Below are 19813 nucleotides of genomic sequence, written 5' to 3'. Positions count from 1 at the left end.
GGCCATGCGTGCCCGAGGGACTTGACCGTTGACGTTGGCCGCAGTGCCTGCGGACGCTCCGGGGTCCTTTATGCCGAGAATCGTCCGCGCCCTGCTGTCTGTTTCCGACAAGACCGGTCTTGCCCCGTTCGCCCGCATCCTTGCCGACGCCGGTGTGGAGTTGATTTCCACCGGGGGGACTGCGCGGGCGCTCCGGGCAGAGGGCCTCCCGGTGGTGGAACTCGGTGACTACACCGGATTTCCGGAGATGCTGGATGGCCGGGTGAAGACCCTGCATCCGAAGGTGCATGGGGGCCTGCTCCAGCGACGCGATCTTTCGGACCACGTCGCCACGGCCAAGGCTCATGGGATTCCGCCAATTGATCTGGTGGTGGTCAACCTTTACCCGTTTGAGGAGACCATCGCGCGCCCCGGGGCGACGCTGGTGGAGGCGGTTGAGCAGATTGATATTGGCGGTCCCTCCATGCTCCGCAGTGCGGCCAAGAACCATGGAGCGGTGACGGTGGTGGTGGATCCCGCGGACTACGATCGCGTCGGGGGGGAGATCCGGGAGGCGGGTGAGACGTCCCCGGAGTTGCGGCGCGAATTGGCGGCGAAGGCGTTTGCACGAACGGCCGCCTATGACACGGCGATCGCACGCTACCTTGCGGGGGCCTTCGGATTGGAGTCCGGGACGCCCGAACCGCCCGAACCGCTTGTCCTGTTGGCGCCACGGGTTCAGACGCTTCGCTACGGGGAGAATCCCCATCAACGGGCGGCGCTTTTCGGGCGGTTTCACGAATTCTACCGTCAATTGCATGGGAAGGAGCTGTCGTACAACAACATCCTCGACTTGACGGCGGCGACCGCCCTCGTGGCCGAGTTCGCGGCGGAGCCGCCCACGCTGGCGATCCTCAAGCACACCAATCCATGCGGCGTGGGGCAGGGGAAGACGCTGCTTGAGGCCTGGGAACGGGCCCATGCGACGGACCGGCAGGCGCCCTTCGGCGGCATCATCGCAGTCAACCGGCCCCTGGATTCTGGATGTGCTCAGGCCATCGCTGGAATCTTCAGCGAAGTCATTGTGGCGCCATCCTTCGAGCCGGGTGCCCTGGAGGTGCTCAAGGCGAAGAGGAACCTGCGTTTGCTGGAGGTCCGTGGCCAGCCGGAGCGGGCTCCAAACTTCGACCTCCGTTCGGTGGGTGCAGGATCCTTCCTGTGGCAGGAAAGGGATCTGGATCGTCCGGAGTTGGTGCTTCAGGCCGGTGTGGACTCCGGAGTCCGGGTGGTGACCCGGCGCTCCCCGACGCCCGAGGAACACCGGGCCATGGCCTTTGGCTGGCGGATTGTAAAACACCTGAAGTCCAATGCCATCGTGTATTGCGGGCCCGACCGGACGCTTGGGATCGGCGCCGGGCAGATGAGTCGGGTGGATTCCAGCCGGATCGCGGTCTGGAAGGCGGGAGAGGCGGGGTTGCCGCTTCAGGGCAGCGTGGTCTGTTCGGATGCGTTTTTCCCGTTCCCGGACGGTCTCATTGCCGCAGCAGATGCGGGTGCGACGGCGGCCATTCAGCCGGGGGGATCCGTACGGGACGCCGAGGTGATTGCGGCCGCGGATGCCCGCGGCATGGCGATGGTCTTCACCGGTCGCCGGCACTTCCGCCATTGAGCCGGACTTCCCGCGGCGCGGCCGGGCGGCCCTCCCTCACACCGTGAGGATTTCCTTCTCCTTGTGGGCGAGGTGCTGATCGAGCTTTGCGATGTACTGGTCCGTGAGCTTTTGGACCTCTGCCTCGGCGGTTTCCACCTGATCTTCGGAAACGCCGCCGGCCGCCTTCACCTTCTTCAGCCCCTCGATGGCATGGCGTCGCTCGTTGCGGAGTGAGACGCGGCTGTCTTCCGCCATCTTGCGGCAGATTTTCACGAACTCCTGGCGGCGCTCCGTGCTGAGATCGGGAAGGACGATCCGGATGAACTTCCCCTGGGTGGCAGGATTCAGGCCCAGGTTCGACGCCTGAATCCCCTTCTCGATGGCCTTGACGTTGGACTGATCGAACGGGGTCACCATCAGCATGCGCGATTCCGGTGCGGAGATGGTGGCCAGCTCCTTGAGGCGCATCTGGGACCCGTAGGCCTCCACCATCACGTTCTCAATCAGTGCAGGCGAGGCCTTGCCGGTACGGACGCCGGCGAACTGCTGCACCAGATGCTCCTCGGTCTTGAGCATCTTCTCCTCGGTTTCCAGCAGGATGTCGTCAATGGTCATGGGGGGATGCAGGATCAATCAGCGACCAAGGTGCCGACCGGCCTGCCGGTCACCACCTGGTGCAGGTTGTGGGGCTTGAAGAAATCGAAGACGATGATGGGCATCTTGTTGTCGCGGCACAACGCAAACGCGGCGGAGTCCATGACCTTGAGGTCCTGCTTGAGTGCCTCGTCGTAGCTGAGCCGGGTGTAGCGGACCGCGTCGGGGTGCTTCTTGGGATCCTTGTTGTACACGCCGTCCACCTTCGTGGCCTTGAGGACCACCTCGGCGTTCATCTCATTGGCCCGCAGGGCGGCCGCGGTATCTGTGGAAAAATACGGATTTCCGGTGCCGGCGGCGACAATGACGACCCGGCCCTTTTCCAGATGGCGGATGGCGCGACGGCGAATGAACGGCTCGGCGATCGCGATCATGCTGATGGCGCTGAGCACCCGGGTGTGGACATCCTGCTTCTCCAAGGCGTCCTGAAGCGCGAGGGCATTGATGACCGTGGCGAGCATGCCCATGTAGTCGCCAGTGGCGCGTTCGATGCCCCGTTCGCTGCCCGACACGCCCCGGAAAATGTTTCCACCACCGACCACGACGACGATCTGGACGCCGAGCTTGCGAACTTCGGCCACCTGCGCGGCCATGTTGTGCACGGACTCCGGGTGAATGCCGGCTGCCCCGGGACCCCCAAGGGCCTCACCGCTGAGTTTCAAGAGGATACGCTGGAACTTGGCGGCAGGGCGGCGGGAGGACTTCTTTTGCATCGGCGGCGCGGTTGTATCAGCGTCCGCCCTTCCGGTCAAACCGGCCCGCGGGACGGTCGCGGCACAGCCCCGCATCATTCCCTCCGCGGTCGCAACACGCGGAACGTTTCCTGACCCTCGCGTTCGAGGCGCAGCAGGATCCCGCGGCTGAGGTCGGATGCCTCCAGCATTCTCCGGGCTTGCTGGGGCGAATCCACCGGTTGGTGGTTGATCTCGGAAAGGACGTCCCCCGGTTGGACGCCTTCGCTTGCGGCCACGCTGCCCGGGAGGACCGCCGACACCCGCACGCCGCCCGGAGGCGACCCGTTGGACTCCTGGGCCGCCGGCAAGGCTTCGACTTCAATGCCGTGGGTCTCCCGAACATCGCGGTCGCGTGATCGCCGCGTGAACTGGATCATCCGCTCTTCCGCGGGGGGCAGTGCCCCGGGCTCCACCTGAACTTCGAGGGAATCGCCGGCCCGCCGGACGTCGAGCACCACCGTGGATCCCGGGCGCTTTCGCGAGACAATGGCGCGCAATTCGTTTGGACCCGCCACGGCCCGGCCGTCCACCGCGGTGATGACATCGCTGGGTTGCAGCCGGGGGCGGGCGCGGCTCGAAGGTCCGTCCGGCGCGATTCCGGTCACCACCACGCCATCCTCCAGGTCGGGAACCGTGCGCCGGACGTTCTCATCCTCCCGGAGGGCTCCGATGGAGATGCCGAGCCAGGCGCGGACAAACCGTCCGTCCTCAACCAGTCGGGACGTGATCTCGCGGGCCAGATTGGACGGAATGGCAAATCCGATGCCGGAGTTGAGTCCCCGGATCATCGAGTTGACCCCGATCACCCGTCCCTCGATGTCCACAAGGGGGCCGCCCGAGTTCCCCGGATTGATGTTGGCATCGGTCTGGAGGAAGGCCTGATCGAACATGCCGCCCATCAGATCGCTGCGACCCTTGGCGCTGATGTGACCGACGCTGACGCTGTAGTCGAGCCGGTAGGGGGCTCCAATGGCGATCGCGAATTCGCCAACGCGGACCTTGTCGGAATCGCCGAAGGTGATCGCGGGGAGGTCTGCGGGGGGATTCTTGATCCGGAGGACCGCAAGATCGGAGTCGGGATCCGATCCGCGAACCTCCACGTCAAACTTCCGGCCGTCCCGAAGCCGGATCCGGAGTTTTTCGGCGCCCTCGACCACGTGGTGGTTCGTGAGGACGTCCCCCTCCGGGCTCACGATCATTCCCGACCCCTGGCCATCGAACCGGGGGCCATCGGGGGGATTCTGGCGGCGTTGCTGACGGCGCTGTTCCTGCTCGCGGCGGAGCTGTTCCCGCCATCCCTCGGGCAGGAGCTCGAGCCATGGGTTGGAGGCGTTGAACTCCTCGGTCACCTCCCGCTGCGCCACATCAATCACCACCACGGCGGGCGACACCGATTCCACCACGGCCACAAAGGCCTCGTTCAACTGACGGGCCAGGTCCAGAGGTCGGACGGGCTCCGTACCGCGTCCTGGCAGGGCCGGGAGGAGCAGCAGCGCGGCTGCGATCGCACGGTGGGTGCGGGAGACCGAAATTGAGATCACCGGGCGAGCCTACGGCCGCCCTTGTGACCTGCAAGCCGTCGCGGCCGGCGGCACTGCGGGTCGGAAGCAATTCTTATGGATGCGGCCCGTGGCGTCCCGGGGGTTGCGGCGCGGCCGGTCCGCGCCAAGATGGACGGGCCGACTGCAAATTCGGAATGCTCTCGAGATCCTGAAGTTTCAAAATCGTCCATGAATCGCACATTGCTCCTTGCCCTCGGCCTCGCGGCCGGCTCCTTCGGCTCCGCGCTGGCTGCCGAAACACCCGACGCGAAAACCCTTCGCACCAAGGCCCTCGAATTGCTGGCGCCGCTTCCCGACAGGATGCCGGGATCTGAAAACGATACTCCGGAGCGCGTGGCTCTGGGTCAGAAGCTGTTCTTTGAAAAGCGGCTGTCGCTGAATCAATCCCAGTCGTGCAACACCTGTCACCGGGTGGATGAAGGCAAGGGCGGTGTGGACAACGAGCCCACCTCCCCGGGAGCCAAGGGCGAGCGAGGGGGCCGGAATTCGCCCACGGTGCTCAACGCCGGCTTCCATGTCGCCCAGTTCTGGGACGGCCGCGCGGAGACGCTGGAGGACCAGGCCAAGGGCCCGGTGTTGAACCCGATCGAAATGGCCATGCCCGCCCCGGAGGTCGTGCTGGAACGTTTGAACGCCGACGCCGGGTACGCCGCGGCGTTCAAGAAGGCCTTTCCGGGCGAGGCGACACCCGTCAGCTACGACAATTTCGCGCGCGCCGTGGCGGCCTTCGAGCGGACGTTGATCACCCGTGACCGGTTCGATGACTTCCTCAAGGGGGACGACAGCGCGCTGACCCTGAATGAACGGGCCGGATTGAACGAATTCCTCACGATTGGCTGCACGACGTGCCACTACGGTCCGTTGCTAGGGGGGAACAACTACAAGAAGATCGGGATCGTGAACGTCTACGAAAACGATGCCGACAAGGGGCGGATCGAGGTCACCAAGGAGGAGTACGACGAGCTGGTGTTCAAGGTGCCCAGCCTTCGCAACATCGCCCTCACCTGGCCCTATTTTCACGATGGCAGGCAGGCAACACTGCGCGATGCGGTCAAGTCCATGGCGTGGCTCCAGCTTGGGCTCGAGCTGGATGCGACGCAGCTCGACCGTCTCGTCGCGTTCCTCCAAACGCTGACGGACAAGCCCCGGGTCGCCGCAAAATAGCCGGCATGTTGGGGGGGCTGTGGCCGGGCGGTTCCTGGCGACAGCCATGGCAAAGGCAGGGGTTTCCCCTGCCTTTTTTGTGCCGATCGGGCCGGGGGCGGCCGGCGCGTGCCCGGACCTCCGCAATTTCAGTCAGCCGGCGCTTGCCAAATCGGCCCTCATTCATAGGCTTTCCCCTCATTTGTCGAAAAACTCATGGGTTCCCTCCCTCTCCATCTGCTGCTGGCCCTCGCCCCTCCCGCCCAAAACGCGTCCCGCGAGGAGCAGAAGCGCGCCATGCTGATGCAGTTGGGGATGATCGTCTTCATGGTGGTGATCTTCTGGGTCCTCCTCATCCGGCCCCAGCAGAAAAAGGCCCGCGAGCAGGCCGCCCTCCTGAAGACCCTGAAGACCGGGGACAAGGTGGTCACGACCTCGGGCATCCTCGGCGTGATCACCAGCGTGCGCGACGACGCCATCACCCTACGATCCGCCGACACGAAGCTTGAGGTGCAGAAGGGCGCCGTCAGCCAGATCCTGGAACGCGGTTCCTGAGCCGCTGAGCCTGTCCGTTCGAGTCATGAACCGTTCCCATCTTTGGAAGGCGCTGTTTGTCGTCTTCGTCGTCATCTGGTCCCTGTCCGAGATCCTGCCTCCGGGGCCGCGCAACCTCATCGTCAAGTTCGACGAAATGGCCTCCAACGTGGACCCCCGGTTCACGAACATCGTGGCCCGCGCTTTCGAGCTCGAAGCCGCCGCCCCCGACCGGGCGTACCAAAATCTCCTCCTGGCCATCGGCACCAACGACATCCGCCCCTATTTCCCGACCAACTTTGTCCCGCTCGCGGCGTCACGCAATCTCACCAATGCGACCCGGGCCATCCTGAACCGGGTTCAACGGGAGGCGGCCGGGCAATTCCGGCTCGGCCTCGATCTGCGGGGCGGTACCGAGTTCGTGCTCGAAATGGACCTCTCCGGACGGACGAACGAGCTCCTCAACACGGGCGCCAACGCCTACCTCGTGGACCAGGCCATCGAGGTGTTGCGCAAGCGGGTGGATGCCTTTGGCGTGGCGGAGCCGATCATCCAGCCGGCCGGGGAGAACCGCATTGTGGTCCAGCTTCCGGGCCTCGAGCAGTCGGCCAAGGAATCGGCGCGCGAACAAATCCAGCGCGCGGCGTATCTCGAGTTCCGCCTCGTGGATCCCGACAACGACGAGCATCTCCGCTCGGGACTGATTCCGCCGGGGTACGTGATGCTCCCGATGCGGGCGCGCAACAGGGACGGGGTGGACATCGCTGCCTCCATCATCGTCAAGCGCCAGGCGGAGCGGGGGCTGGGGGGCAAGTCCATCCAGTCCGCACGCGTGGCCCGGAATCCGGTGATCGGCAGTCCTGAGATTGATTTCACCCTCACCAGCGAGGCGACCCCGCTGTTTGCGGAGGTCACGCGGAACAACATCGGACAGCGCCTGGCGATCGTCCTCGATGGCGAGGTGATCTCGGCACCCAACATCAATTCGGCGATCGTCACCGGTGCCGGACAAATCACGGGCAGCTTCACCGAGCGCGAGGCGTTCGAACTGGCGACCGCGCTCGAGAACCCCCTGGAGGCGCCGCTGATCATCGTCGAGGAAAACGGCGTGGATCCCTCGCTCGGGGCGGATTCCATCCGCAGCGGCATCCGGGCCTCGGTCATTGCCATATTGGCGGTCGCGGGCTTCATGCTCGGCTACTACCTGCTGGCCGGGTTGGTCGCCAATGTGGCCCTCATGCTCAACATCCTCGTACTGCTCGGCGTGATGTGCTCCCTTGACGTCACCTTCACCCTGCCGGGCATTGCGGGCATTGTGTTGACCGTCGGCATGGCGGTGGATGCCAACGTGCTGATCTTCGAGCGGATCCGCGAGGAACAGCTGACCGGCAAGTCCGTGCGCGGCGCCCTTGCCGCCGGGTACGGCAAGGCGTTTGGGACGATCCTCGACTCGAACCTCACCACGCTGATCTCCTCCGTGCTGCTGATTCTTTTTGGCACCGGTCCGGTGAAGGGCTTCGGTGTGGCGCTCACCGTCGGACTGTGCATCTCCATGTTCACCGCCCTGGTGGTGACCCGGCTGATTTTCGACTTCCTCCTCGCGAAGACCCCGCTGCTGCGCGGGGGCATCCGGATGCTCCGCCTGGTGGGCCGGACCCACATTGACTTCATGAAGCTGGCCAAGCCGGCCTTTGTGGCCTCGTGGGTGCTCATCGTGGCCGGCCTCGGCTACGGGATTTTTGGACGGGGCGAAAATCTGCTCGGCGTGGAGTTCCGCGGGGGCGACCGCATCACCCTGCAGTTCTCCCAGAAGGTTCCAGTGGACCAGATCCGGGCGGAGGTGGCCCGTCTGAACCGGGGCGACGCGACCATCGGCTACAGCCGGGGCGCCGCCGGATCGGCCACCGGTGACGAAACCCTCCGCATTTCGGCGGCAGAAGGAACCAGCGCCCTGATTGAGGAGCAATTGGCCCGGGCCTTTCCTGAGGCGGGTTTCAAACGGATCGAGCTCCAGAAAATCGGGCCGACCGTGGGACAGGAGATCCAGAAATCCGCAGTGATTGCCGGACTGCTTTCCCTCTTCGGCATCCTGGTGTACGTGGCCTTCCGGTATGAGTTCTCGTTCGCCGTCGGTGCCGTGCTGGCCGTGGTCCACGACGTCCTGATGACCGTGGCCATCTACTCGCTCACCGGGCTCGGGAACAGTCTGACCGGAGGCTGGATCGAGGCCCGTCAGTTCAACGCCACGTTCATTGCCGCCCTCCTGACCATCGTGGGCTTCTCGATCAACGACACCATCGTGATCTTTGACCGGATTCGTGAGGACCTCCGCCTCGGGATTCCCGGCTCCTTCCGGGACCTCCTGAACCGGGCGCTGAACCAGACGCTCAGCCGGACAATCATCACCTCGGGAACGGTTTTCCTGTCCACACTGGCGCTGTACCTGTTCGGGGGCGGCTCGGTGAACGACTTCGCGTTCGCGTTCCTCGTCGGCATTCTCGCCGGCACCTACTCCTCCGTGTACATCGCCAGCACCCTGGTGCTGTGGTGGAACAAGGGCAAGCGCCCGGCACTCGCCGCCGGGGTTCCCACGGCGGCCGTGGCACCCGAGCCGGCGCGGTCCGCGGCCTGACCCCGCTCCAATGCCCTCCCGGCTCAGGGTCGCAGCAGTCCGACCGGGCCGCTGGCCGTGCCCACGGCCAGGATGCGATCGTCGGGACTCCAGGCCAGGCAGGTGGCCGGACCCGCCGCCGTCAACCGGCGGACCGGATTCGTGGATTTGCCGGCATTCCAAAGGATCACTTCGCCGCCCTCATCGCCAGTTGCCAGCAGGTGGCCGGCTCGCTGGTAGGCGATCGCGGTGATGCGCCGCGAATGCCCCTCGAGAATGCGCGGTGTCGTGCCTGCCGGACCCCCGCCGCTGCAATCCCAGACCATCGCCTCGACGCCGCCATCCGTCGCCAGCAACCGGCTCCCGGAGTGCCAGACGAGATGCTTCACCTTGCCGGGGTAGCCTCGCATGGCGAGTTCCCTGCCCGGCCGGTACGGCAACTCCCAGATCTGCACCGACTGTTCCTGGGTGCCGGCGGCCAGCCAGCGGCCATCCGGGCTCCACGCCAGGGAGATCAAGGAGGATTTCCACGCCATCGGTTCCCAGCCCCGGGCGGTGGCCACATCCCAGACATGGATTCCGCCGTACGCGGCCGCCGCCAGCGAGCGGCCATCGGCCTTCCAGGCAAGGGCGGCCACGGTGCTCGGAAGCGCCGGCGGTGCCAGGCGGAGATCACCGTTCTCGTCGAGGATTCGAATTGTGCGCCCCGCGGCCCCCACGACGTGTTGTCCATCGGGAGACCAGGCCAGTTGCTCCGCCCATCCGGATCCAATCAGGATCTCCGCAATGGGTTCAGCACGATCGGGTGCCCGCAACCGGAGCCGGCCATCGGCACCGACGGACGCGATCCGGGGGTCCTTGGGCGAGCACAGGGCGCAAAAGGTGCCACCCGCATGTTCGGGCCACGACGCGAGGATCCTTCCCGAAGTCGCATCGAAAAGGCGGATCGGCCCCGTGGCCGCAGCGGCGAGCACGGCGGTGCCGTCGCAAAGCCACGAGAGGCAGACCACGTAGTCGCCGACGTCGGCGAATTGCGCGAGGTCTGTCGAGGATTCAGGGGCTGGATTCACGATGTCTCTGGAGCCCCGGGGAGGGTGCGACTGGGGAACCCAACGAGTGGCCGGATCAGGCAACGCAGCGGCGGAACCCGGCCTGGAGCGCCTCCCGGTCCAGGTTTCGACCGATGAACACGATCTGGCTGCGGCGATCTTCGCTCTCCCGCCATTCACGGTCCGGACGTCCCTCGAACAGCATGTGCACGCCCTGGAAAACGAACCGTTGCGGCAGATGCTTCAGGCTCAAGATTCCCTTCATGCGGAAAATGTCCTGGCCCTTGGTCTGGAGCAGTTCGCTGAGCCAGGCGTTGATCCGGCGGGGGTCCAAGGGTCGGGTTTCCTCGAACCCGACGCTGGTCACGGTCTCGTCGTGGGAATGTCCGTGGGCGTGTCCGCCATGGTCGTGCGCATGCTCCGGTTCCAGTGCCTGACCGTCGCGCTCCAGCCTCCCGGAGAATTCCGGGAGCCCATGCTGGGTGATCAAGGCGAAGTGCCCGGGCGACCGAATGGGGATCCGGAAGGACGAGCGATCGTCGCCCAAAACGAGTTTGTGGAGATGCGGGCCCGGAAGCAGTTCCCCCCCGGGGCGCACCGTTCTCGCCGGCTGCGAAAATAGAAGCGCCGCCTGGTCTTCAGCGGCATGCAATGCCTGGTGCAGTCCACCGTGGCACTGTCCGCGATGTTCGTGGTGTTCGTCGTGCTCATGGACGTGGACGTGATGGTCGCCCTCCCCGTCGTTCCCGTGGTCGGAATCCTCATGATGGGCATCCGATGAGTCCCCCGCCTCGACGGGCAGAAGCACCGCTCCCATCACCGGATCCGGTCCCGGCTCCAGCACGAGCTGGTGGAGCCCCGGCTGCAGGTGGTAGACGCCACTCCACTCAAAAGGCCGTTCCTTTTCGAGAAAATCCCCATCCACGGTGAGCTTCTGGTCCAGATCGAAGGCGCGGATGTTCAACACCTGATCCACGGCCAGTTCCGCCCGGGTCGTCCGGAAAATCCGTGCCATGGCATTGATGTCCCGGAGGCGCTCCTCCAGTGCGTCCGCCTCAGCCGGGCTCACCAGATCCAGCTTGTTCAGGAGGATCCGGTCGGCAAACGCGATCTGCGCCTTGGCTTCGGGCGCGTCGTCGAGGTGCAGTCCCAGGTGTTTGGCGTCCACCAGCGTCACGATGCCGTCCAGGCGGAACGCCGCCTTGATTTCGTCGTCGGAAAAGAACGTCTGGGCCACCGGACCCGGGTCGGCAAGGCCGGTGGTCTCAACGAGGATGTAGTCAAACCGGTCCCGACGCTTGAGCAGTTGGCCGAGAATGCGGATGAGATCGCCGCGGACGGTGCAGCAGATGCAGCCGTTGTTCATCTCAAAGATCTCCTCGTCGGCGTTGATGACCAGGGCATTGTCAATCCCGATCTCGCCAAACTCATTCTCGATCACGGCAATGCGCTTGCCGTGTTGTCCGGTGAGTATGCGATTGAGCAGTGTGGTCTTGCCGGCGCCGAGGAAGCCCGTGAGCACGGAAACGGGGATGCGGGAGTCGGTATCACTCATGGAGGAGCGGAAGGGGGCTGCTGCTGGCGGAACCGTGGCGTCAATTGGTCGTGCAACCGCACATGGAACCGCAGGTGTGTGCCGCCGGCGAGGGCATCTCGCAACGGCCGTTGCCGCAGTCTCCGTTGGATTCCCCGGAGCTCAACAGGGGCGCGAGCCCTCCGGAGATCACCCGGCGCACCGGAAGCCCCGTTTCCGGGTCGCGTTCCAGCGGCGCGTCCTTCATGGACTGCTTGACCTCGAACCGGCGGATCTTCCGCCCGGTCTTCTCAGGAATCGTCTCGTAAATGTACGTAGGCATCGCGCGCTGAAAAAAGCCCTGTGACGTGGCGCGGTCAAGCTTGGGGAATGGCTGCCTGTCGTGCGAGCTGTCCGGGCCCGACCCGTCAGGGGCAGGGGAACCGTTGGGAAGGATGAGACCCTTGAAGGGAATCTGTCGCTGTCGGCTCAGCACCTCCTCTCGCGAAGCACGGCAAGCACACCGCAAGCACTCCTCCGAATCCCGTCTTGCCCAACCCCGTCGAACCCCGTTCATTCAGTTGCTTCCGGTATGTCAGACTTCTTCCCAGCCCTGCGGTCCCGCGCTGGCCGGACGGGAATCGCAGCCGCACTTGCGGTCGCGCTGACGGCGATGGCGTCCGGCGAGCCCCGCGCCGTCCGGGACTTCCAACCTTCCAGCGACACGTGGTGGTCGCTCCAGCCGTTGCATGCGCCCCGGGTCCCTGTGGTGGGTTCCCCGTGTGCGAACCCGGTGGACGCCTTCATTCGGGCCCGGCTGGCGGCCGAAGGGGTCGGGCCATCCCCGGAAGCGGATCGCGCGACTCTCGCACGGCGGCTCAGCGTTGACCTGCTCGGACTGCCTCCGGATTCCTCCGAGGTCGCTGCATTCGTCAGCGATCCTGACCCGATGGCGTACGAGCGCCTGGTGGACCGCTGGCTGGCCTCCCCGAGGTATGGCGAACGTTGGGCGCGGCACTGGCTCGACGTGGTGCACTACGGGGAAACCCATGGCTACGACAAGGATCAGCCGCGTCCGAACGCCTGGCCGTATCGCGATTACGTCATCCGGGCATTCAACGAGGACCGTCCGTACTCCCGCTTCATCGAGGAACAGGTGGCGGGCGACGTGCTCCATCCCGGGACCCGCGACGGGTTTGAAGCCCTCGGATTCATTGCGGCGGGTCCCTGGGACTTGATCGGGCATGCCGAGGTGCCGGAATCGAAGATGGATGGCCAGGTCGCGCGGCACCTCGACCGGGACGACATGGTGGTCAACACGCTCCAGACGTTCAACAGCCTGACGGTCCAGTGCGCCCAGTGCCACGATCACAAGTTCGACCCGATTCCGCAGGAGGATTACTACCGGCTGCAGGCGGTCTTCGCCGCATTGGACCGCGCCGAACAGCCCTATGATACGGATCCCGTGGTCGCCCGGGAACGCCGCCGCCTCCACCAGCGCGAGGCGGAGCTGCTGGCGCGCCGCCAAGCGATGGAACGAGAAATCCGGGCGCGGGCCGGCGCGCCACTTGCCGAAATCGAGCACCTTATCGAGGCGCGGGAGCGCCACGTTCGCGAGGGTCAAGCCTATGGCTATCACAGCGCGATCGAGTCTGCGCCGGACACGGTCAAGTGGGTGCAGGTCGAGCTGGAGGAGGCGCATGCGCTCCACGAAATTGTGCTGCACCCGTGCCGCGACGACTTCAATGGCATTGGCGAGGGATTTGGCTTCCCGGTCCGCTACCGGGTCGAGGTCAGCCCCGGGCCGGGGTTTGAAGATCCGGTCACGCTGGCCGATTTTGGCGATGCGGACGTGCCGAATCCCCGACTGACCCCGACGCGCATCGCCGCTGCCGGGCGATCCGTCCGGGTCATCCGGGTCACCGCCGTGAAGCTCGCGACGCGCCAGGAGGATTACATCTTCGCCCTGGCGGAACTTGGAGCGTGGACCGGGGACGGTCGCAATGTGGCCGCGGGTGCCAACGTGACGGCGCTCGACTCCATCGAGGCGCCCGTGCGCTGGCAGCGTCAGAATCTTACCGATGGTTGGTACCCGGGGCTGAAGGCCACGGACGACGGAGAACTGGCGGCCCTCAAAGTGAAACGCGATGCGCGGATCGCGATGGCGACCCTGGAGACGGAGCAGGTTGAGCTGGATGGTTTGCGCGAGGCGCTCGAGGGGGTGGCGGCGGCGCTGCGGGAGCTCCCGACTCCCGCGAGGGCCTATGTGGCCGCGGTGTACACCGGCAACGGGGCGTTTTCGGGCACCGGGGCGAACGGCGGGAAGCCGCGGGCCGTCCGGATCCTCAACCGCGGCAGCATTGAACGGCCCGGACGCGAGGTGGAGCCCGGGGCACTCCAATGCCTCCCCGCGCTTTCCCCCAGCTTCGGTCTGCCTGCGAATCATGGAGAGGGGGATCGTCGGGCCGCGCTGGCCCGCTGGCTCGCCGCCCCGGAAAATGTCCTCACGTGGAGGTCCATCGTGAACCGGGTGTGGCAATACCACTTCGGACGGGGGATTGTGGACACGCCGAATGATTTCGGGCGCATGGGTTCGCTTCCCAGCCATCCGGAGTTGCTGGACTGGCTCGCGGCCACGTTCCGAGACGGACCGCAGGGGCTCAAGGCGCTGCATCGGCTGCTGGTGACCAGCGCCACCTACCGGCAGGTGTCCACGGACCGCCCGGATGCCGCCGCACGCGACTCGGACAACCGGCTCCTCTGGCGGATGAACCGGCGCAAACTGGAGGCTGAGGCCCTGCGCGACGCGATCCTGTCGGTTTCCGGCCGCCTCGATCTGCGCATGGGCGGTCCGGGCTTCCGGGATTTTGTGGTCGAGAAACCCGAGCACTCACCCCATTACGAGTACGGGTTGCATGACCCGGATGATCCGGCGTCCCATCGCCGGACGGTGTATCGGTGGATCGTGCGCTCCCAACCCCAGCCGTTTCTGACCACGTTGGACTGTGCGGATCCATCCATGCAGGTGGCGCGCCGGAATGAAAGCGCCTCACCGCTTCAGGCGCTGGCCGTGATGAACAATGCGCTGGTCCTGACCATGGCCGGGCATTTTGCGGACATCCTGGTGCGATCCGCTCCGGATCCGGAGTCGCAGGTGCGGCACGCGTGGTGGGTGGCGTTTGGCCGGGCGCCGGACGCGGAGACAGTGGCGGTCCTTGCCGCACACGCCCGCAGTCATGGCCTCGCAAACTCCTGCCGGCTCCTGTTCAATCTGAATGAGTTCGCGTTTGTGGACTGAGCATGGACCCGGTCTCCGCATTTCACGCCGCCCCTTTTGACGGGCACCGCAGGTCCCGGCGCGAGTTCCTCTGGCAGTCAGGGGGCGGCCTCGGGGGACTGGCTCTGGCGAGTCTCCTCAATCGGGACGGACTCCTGGCGTCGGGTTCCGCCTCGGGCGCGAGCGGCGTCCCTTCCGGATGCCATCACGCCCCCAAGGCGCGCCGGGTGATCCAGTTGTTCATGGCCGGCGCCGCCAGCCCGCTGGACCTGTTTGATTACAAGCCGGAGTTGGTGAAGCGCCACGGTCAACCGAGCGACTTTGGGGAGCGGGTGGAGGCGTTTCAGGACGGCCTGGGCCCGTGGCTGAAGCCGGTCTGGGACTTCCGGCGATGCGGCGACTCCGGCCAGTGGTTGAGCGAAGTGGTCGCCGACCTGGGCCCGGTCGCCGATGAACTGGCATTCGTCCACAACATGGTCGGCAAGACCGGAATTCACAGCCAGGCAACCTACCTGCAGGCGACGGGATTTCAGATGCCGGGCTTCCCGGGCATGGGGAGCTGGGTCAGCTATGGACTGGGAACCGAGAATGAGAACCTCCCGGCGTTTGTGGTCCTGCCGGATCACCGAGGATTCGCATCCAACGGCCCCAAAAACTGGGATGCGGCCTTCCTTCCGGGTCAGCATGCCGGAACCATGATCTTTCCCGGCCGCGAGAACCCGATCGCCGATCTTTTTCCCGGCCCTGCCGGGGCCTTCATCGCGCCGGAGAGCGAGGCCGCGGGTCAGTCCGTGCTGGCAAGGCTCAATCGGGAGCATGCCTCCAGCCGGGAAGGGGATGCGCGGTTGGACGCACGGATCCGCAGCTACGAACTCGCCGCCCGGCTCCAGCTGGCCGCGCCCGACGCTCTGGACATTTCGAGGGAACCCGGCCATCTGCTGGATCTCTACGGGATCAACCGGACCACGCGCCAGTGGCCGAAGGAGATCAACGCGCCGGAGGAAATGGACACCTTTGGCCGAAAATGTCTGGTCGCCCGACGACTCGTCGAGCGTGGGGTCCGCTTTGTGCAGATCTGGTCCGGCAACGACAACGGGTTTCCCAGGCGCAATTGGGATTCGCATGAGGATATCCGGCGCGACCACGGCCCGCTGGCCCGCGGCTTTGCACGAGGAACCGCGGCGCTGATCCAGGACCTGAAGCAGCGCGGATTGCTCGAGGACACGCTGATCCTGTGGACCACGGAATTTGGGCGCATGCCGAGTTCCCAGGGCGGTTTGGGCCGGGACCACAACCCGTACTGTTTCACCAACTGGCTCTGTGGCGGCGGCATTCGCGGGGGCGTGGTCTGCGGCGAGAGTGACCCGTGGGGGTATAAGCCCCTCGATCGCCGGCATCCGACCACCGTGTACGACATTCATGCGACCGTGCTGCACCTGATGGGCCTCGACCATACCCGGCTGACCTTCCGCCACAACGGGGTGGACCGCCGCTTGACGGATGTTCACGGCGAGGTGATCCGGGGCCTGATGGCCTGAGGGCCTGAGGGCCTCAAACCTTCTCAAGGCCTGCCAGACCGATGCCGGCTGGCCCGCCCTTTCAAATCCCTGACCTCGCGGGACGGCGCTTCGTCCCGGAGCCGCCCTTTTTCGCAGCCTTGCGGGCGGCCGGGGCGCCCGCGGCGGCCATTGGTTTGGCGCCCGCGGCTGGTTTGCCTTTCCCGCGAACGGCCTTTTTTGTGCGTGTCGCTTTGGGTGCGGCCGCAGCCGGGGCCGCCGGCGCACCGTCGGCCGCGCCTCCGGTGTCGAGCTCGATGCCGAACACGTCGGAGAGTTGAGCGTCGGAAAGCGCTGGGGCGGCGGATTTCCGGGACTGGCGGATGGCTTCGGAGGCGGATGCCTTGGCGATCAGGTCCGCGGGATCCACACCGCGGAGTTGGAACAGGAGTTCCGGCTGCTCATCCAGCCGCGCACCCACACCATACAGGGAGGCGGCCACGTGCTTGCACAGTCCCGCCCAATCCGGGCAGGAGCACTTCATCTGGATCTCAGCCGGCTTTGGGAACAGCCCTTCGCCTTTCCGCGTCACGGCCTGCATCACCCCTGCGGAGAGCCGGCCCTGGAGCATTTCAATGAGGGAATCAATCTGCCCGGAGCATGCCTTTTGGAGTCGGCGCCAGGCGTCCTGCGACAAGGGGTGGATCTGGATGACGATCTCGTACATCGAGGACCCGCTGACCAGCGCGGTGATCCGACCGGGAGCCACCTGAAGATCCACGACCGAGCCGTTGCGAACATAGGTGCGTCCACGGGGCAGCCGGTTCTCAAAATCACTGTAGGACTCCAGATTGTCGCACCAGGCCCTGCCCCAGAAGGTGGTGGCGATGGTCCGGCTCTTCAGGTGGACGGGGGAGAGCGCACGGCCCTTTTTTGCCAGTCGGGAGACCTCTTTCGCGGCGTTGGCGCGGCGCTGGGCCACGGAGACGTACGGTCTCCATCCATATCCCCAGCTCATGTCCGTGGGTGCTCCCTCCTCGTGTTCATGATGCTTCTCCAGCTCATTCCTCGCCGACCGCCTTGATATCCAACGCCACAAAGCGGAGCAACTCGGCATTGCTCATTTCGGTGAGGAGTTGCTCCCCCCCTTCGCCCAGAACCTGCTCCGCCAGGGCCCGCTTGCCGGCCAGAACCTCGTGAATGCGCTCCTCCAGCGTGCCCCGGCAGATGAAGCGGTGGACCATGACGTTGCGCTTCTGTCCGATCCGGAACGCGCGGTCGGTGGCCTGGTTCTCCACCGCCGGATTCCACCACCGGTCGAAGTGGATCACGTGGGAGGCTGCAGTCAGATTGAGGCCGGTGCCCCCGGCCTTGAGCGACAGGATGAAAAACGGTGCACCGTCCTCGCGCTGAAACTCATCGACCAGCTCCTGCCGTTTGCGGACCGCGGTGCCCCCGTGAAGCACCAGTCCGTCGCGCCCGAACACGGCGGCCAGGTGCCGTGCCAAGGGTCCGGCAATCTCCCGGTACTGCGAGAAGATGAGGACCTTTTCCTGGCGCGCCGCGATCTCCTCGCCCAACGCCGCCAGTCGCTGGAATTTGCCGCTGTCGTCGGGGCGGTACGCACCATCCGCCAGCCATTGCGAGGGGTGATTGCAGATCTGTTTGAAGCGGGTGAGGAAGGCCAGGATGATCCCGCGCCGGCGGATGCCCGCCGCCGCCGGTGCGTCGAGTTGCTCCGCCAGATCCTTCACCGCCTGCTGGTACAGCACGGCCTGGGTGCGCGTCAGCGGGCAGAAGGCGTCGAGCTCCGTCTTTTCCGGCAGGTCGCTGATGATGCGGTGGTCGGTCTTGAGCCGGCGGAGAATGTACGGACGAACCAGACGTCGCAGCGGGGCGAAGGATGTGGTGGTGGTGCTCCGGTTCCGATTTTTGACGAATGCCGAGAACGCGGCGGCATCCCCAAGCAGGCCGGGACACAGGAAATCGAAAAGCGACCAGAGATCCCCCAGCCGGTTCTCGATCGGTGTGCCGCTCAGGGCGATCCGGCTCCGGGCGGGGATCGCCTTGACGACGCGCGTCTGACGGGCGCCCGGATTCTTGATGGCCTGCGCCTCATCCAGAACGAGAAGGTTCCAGGAATGGTCCTTCAGCCAGGGCCAACGCAGCAGGAAGGAATAGCTGGTGATGACCAGATCGCAGGTGGTCAACGCCTCGTCCGGGCGGCGTGCAATGGCGGCGAGCTGTTCCGGATCGGACTCCGACGGATGCAGAAGGCAGACGGACAGGGACGGGGCAAACCGGAGAATCTCCGCCTTCCAGTTGGCGATCAGGGAGGCCGGGACGACCAGCAGGCTGGTGCGCGGCTGGTCCGCCAACGGGCGGCGGCGCAGCACCAGCAGGAGCGCAAGGATCTGGAGGGTCTTGCCCAGTCCCATGTCATCCGCCAGGCAGGCGCCCAGCCGGAGCCGGCTCATGAACCACAGCCAGTGAACCCCCAGCCGCTGGTACGGTCTCAAGTCGGCCTTGAGGTCCGGTCCGGGCTCGGAGTCCCTGCTCACCCCCGGGTTCTGCATTTCGGCAAGCGCCTGGTGCAGCCAATCCCCCGCAACCACCGAGGACCAGTCGGAACGCGTCCCGGCGGCCTCCTCAACGGCGGTGGTTCGAGGATCAAATCCGGAGAGGAGCCGCAGCCCCTGGAGCAGGGGCAGTCCACCGCCGCCGGCCGCCGCGGCCTCCACAGACTTCCAATGCGCGAGGACCTCTCTCAGCTTTTCGGAATTCACCTCCACCCAGCGACCCTTGAGCAGGACGAGCCCGTTCGCCGCCGACAACAGGGAGCGCCATTCGGCCTCGGTCAGGGGTTCTCCATCGAGGGTCTTCTCCAATTTGAAATCCAGGAGGCTGTCGGCGCCGAACTGGCGCGCCGGCTGCCCCCCGATGCACACCTGCACCTGCGGCCGTGGCGGGTGTCCGGCCTTCCACCAGTCCGGAATGCGCACCATGAGTCCCGCCTTCTCCAACAACGGGATCTCCTTGAGGAAGCGATAGGCCTGCCCGGGAGTCCAGGCCTGCGGATGAAACACGGCGCGCGACTCCAGGAGTTCGCGGGCCAGCGGGCTGGCCGCGGCGGCACGCTGTACCGGGGAGAGCAGGGAGGTGAGGGCGGTCCGGTTCTTCGCCCCGGCATACTCTTCCAGAGCGCGCCCCAGGGGCAGGTGTTGCACCCGGCCCTCGCTGGAGATGCGGTGGGTGTAGGTTGCCAGGAACGCGAACGGACATTCGGGACTGCGCTTGTTCTCCGCCAGGTGAAAGGTCACCCGTCCGATGGCAGCCCAAACGGGATTCAGCGCCCGGAGGTAGGCCGCCACCCCGCTCCCGGTGCTCTGGACGCCCTCCCGGACGCGCGTTTCCAGGGACTTCCAGAGCTCACCGAGCACCCGTTCGTTGAGATACTCGAGGCCAAGCATTGGAGGGGCCGATTCGAGGATCACCGCGCAGGCCGATTCATCAGGCGACGGAAGCGCCGGGAAGGAGGCTTCGGAAAGTCCCGGATTCTGGCACAGCGCGGTGAAAAAGCGCCGCGCGAAATCCCGCCAAAACACAATGG

At 65.8% G+C, this 19813-nt stretch carries 14 protein-coding genes; 6 read left to right on the top strand and 8 right to left on the bottom strand.

The annotated features are described in order from the left end of the window. Positions 1-70: 70 nt before the first annotated feature. The gene (gene purH, locus KF791_20165) at positions 71-1648 is read left to right on the top strand and encodes a bifunctional phosphoribosylaminoimidazolecarboxamide formyltransferase/IMP cyclohydrolase (protein ID MBX3734898.1); all 1578 of its coding nucleotides are present in this window, start codon (positions 71-73) and stop codon (positions 1646-1648) included. Positions 1649-1684: 36 nt separating this feature from the next. Here purH and frr read toward each other — a convergent pair whose 3' ends face one another. The 3 genes from frr to KF791_20150 form a co-directional block, all read right to left on the bottom strand. Beyond that, positions 1685-2245 (bottom strand): ribosome recycling factor, encoded by a 561-nt coding sequence (frr, locus tag KF791_20160; GenBank protein ID MBX3734897.1) that lies wholly within the window; start codon positions 2243-2245, stop codon positions 1685-1687. Positions 2246-2259: 14 nt separating this feature from the next. After that, positions 2260-2997: a UMP kinase gene (gene pyrH, locus KF791_20155; GenBank protein ID MBX3734896.1), complete on the bottom strand. Its 738-nt coding sequence runs from the start codon at positions 2995-2997 to the stop codon at positions 2260-2262. Positions 2998-3071: 74 nt separating this feature from the next. Then, complete coding sequence (locus KF791_20150; protein ID MBX3734895.1) at positions 3072-4559, bottom strand: trypsin-like peptidase domain-containing protein; 1488 nt, start codon at positions 4557-4559, stop codon at positions 3072-3074. 189 nt (positions 4560-4748) lie between these two features. On the opposite strand from KF791_20150, the gene KF791_20145 reads away from it, so the two are divergent. From KF791_20145 to secD, 3 genes are all read left to right on the top strand, one after another. Next, positions 4749-5744 (top strand): c-type cytochrome, encoded by a 996-nt coding sequence (locus tag KF791_20145; protein MBX3734894.1) that lies wholly within the window; start codon positions 4749-4751, stop codon positions 5742-5744. 195 nt (positions 5745-5939) lie between these two features. After that, entirely contained in the window at positions 5940-6278 is a 339-nt protein-coding gene (yajC, locus tag KF791_20140) for a preprotein translocase subunit YajC (GenBank protein MBX3734893.1), read from the top strand. A 25-nt stretch (positions 6279-6303) separates the two neighbouring features. Continuing rightward, positions 6304-8889: a protein translocase subunit SecD gene (gene secD, locus KF791_20135; protein ID MBX3734892.1), complete on the top strand. Its 2586-nt coding sequence runs from the start codon at positions 6304-6306 to the stop codon at positions 8887-8889. 23 nt (positions 8890-8912) lie between these two features. On the opposite strand, the gene KF791_20130 is transcribed toward secD, so the two are convergent. Genes KF791_20130 through KF791_20120 form a run of 3 tightly spaced genes read right to left on the bottom strand, consistent with a single transcriptional unit; the run spans position 8913 to position 11773 of the window. Next, a complete protein-coding gene (locus KF791_20130; GenBank protein MBX3734891.1) occupies positions 8913-9938 on the bottom strand; it encodes a WD40 repeat domain-containing protein in 1026 nt (341 codons plus the stop codon). Positions 9939-9993: 55 nt separating this feature from the next. Further along, positions 9994-11472 (bottom strand): GTP-binding protein, encoded by a 1479-nt coding sequence (locus tag KF791_20125; GenBank protein ID MBX3734890.1) that lies wholly within the window; start codon positions 11470-11472, stop codon positions 9994-9996. Positions 11473-11512: 40 nt separating this feature from the next. After that, complete coding sequence (locus KF791_20120; protein ID MBX3734889.1) at positions 11513-11773, bottom strand: zinc ribbon domain-containing protein; 261 nt, start codon at positions 11771-11773, stop codon at positions 11513-11515. A gap of 249 nt (positions 11774-12022) precedes the next feature. Here KF791_20120 and KF791_20115 point away from each other — a divergent pair, with 249 nt between their 5' ends. Both KF791_20115 and KF791_20110 read left to right on the top strand, forming a co-directional pair. After that, complete coding sequence (locus tag KF791_20115; GenBank protein ID MBX3734888.1) at positions 12023-14728, top strand: DUF1553 domain-containing protein; 2706 nt, start codon at positions 12023-12025, stop codon at positions 14726-14728. A gap of 2 nt (positions 14729-14730) precedes the next feature. Further along, complete coding sequence (locus KF791_20110) at positions 14731-16245, top strand: DUF1501 domain-containing protein (protein MBX3734887.1); 1515 nt, start codon at positions 14731-14733, stop codon at positions 16243-16245. 61 nt (positions 16246-16306) lie between these two features. Here the strand turns inward: KF791_20110 and KF791_20105 are convergent, their stop codons facing one another. Both KF791_20105 and KF791_20100 read right to left on the bottom strand, forming a co-directional pair. After that, positions 16307-17221 (bottom strand): hypothetical protein, encoded by a 915-nt coding sequence (locus KF791_20105; protein ID MBX3734886.1) that lies wholly within the window; start codon positions 17219-17221, stop codon positions 16307-16309. A 43-nt stretch (positions 17222-17264) separates the two neighbouring features. Continuing rightward, a partial coding sequence (locus KF791_20100; protein MBX3734885.1) for a DEAD/DEAH box helicase occupies positions 17265-19813 on the bottom strand: 2549 nt, incomplete at its 5' end.

Source organism: Verrucomicrobiia bacterium (assembly GCA_019634635.1).
GTDB lineage: Bacteria > Verrucomicrobiota > Verrucomicrobiia > Limisphaerales > UBA9464 > UBA9464.
The sequence above is the reverse complement of the archived record's forward strand: the minus strand, read 5'-3'. Positions and strand labels throughout refer to the sequence as shown.

Bases quoted from the DNA above. Each gene is read 5' to 3' on its own strand.
- KF791_20115 (MBX3734888.1), top strand. From the start codon at position 12,023: ATGTCAGACTTCTTCCCAGCCCTGCGGTCCCGCGCTGGCCGGACGGGA.
- KF791_20125 (MBX3734890.1), bottom strand. From the start codon at position 11,472: ATGAGTGATACCGACTCCCGCATCCCCGTTTCCGTGCTCACGGGCTTC.
- purH (MBX3734898.1), top strand. From the start codon at position 71: ATGCCGAGAATCGTCCGCGCCCTGCTGTCTGTTTCCGACAAGACCGGT.
- secD (MBX3734892.1), top strand. From the start codon at position 6,304: ATGAACCGTTCCCATCTTTGGAAGGCGCTGTTTGTCGTCTTCGTCGTC.
- KF791_20105 (MBX3734886.1), bottom strand. From the start codon at position 17,221: ATGAGCTGGGGATATGGATGGAGACCGTACGTCTCCGTGGCCCAGCGC.
- yajC (MBX3734893.1), top strand. From the start codon at position 5,940: ATGGGTTCCCTCCCTCTCCATCTGCTGCTGGCCCTCGCCCCTCCCGCC.
- frr (MBX3734897.1), bottom strand. From the start codon at position 2,245: ATGACCATTGACGACATCCTGCTGGAAACCGAGGAGAAGATGCTCAAG.
- KF791_20145 (MBX3734894.1), top strand. From the start codon at position 4,749: ATGAATCGCACATTGCTCCTTGCCCTCGGCCTCGCGGCCGGCTCCTTC.
- KF791_20120 (MBX3734889.1), bottom strand. From the start codon at position 11,773: ATGCCTACGTACATTTACGAGACGATTCCTGAGAAGACCGGGCGGAAG.
- pyrH (MBX3734896.1), bottom strand. From the start codon at position 2,997: ATGCAAAAGAAGTCCTCCCGCCGCCCTGCCGCCAAGTTCCAGCGTATC.
- KF791_20110 (MBX3734887.1), top strand. From the start codon at position 14,731: ATGGACCCGGTCTCCGCATTTCACGCCGCCCCTTTTGACGGGCACCGC.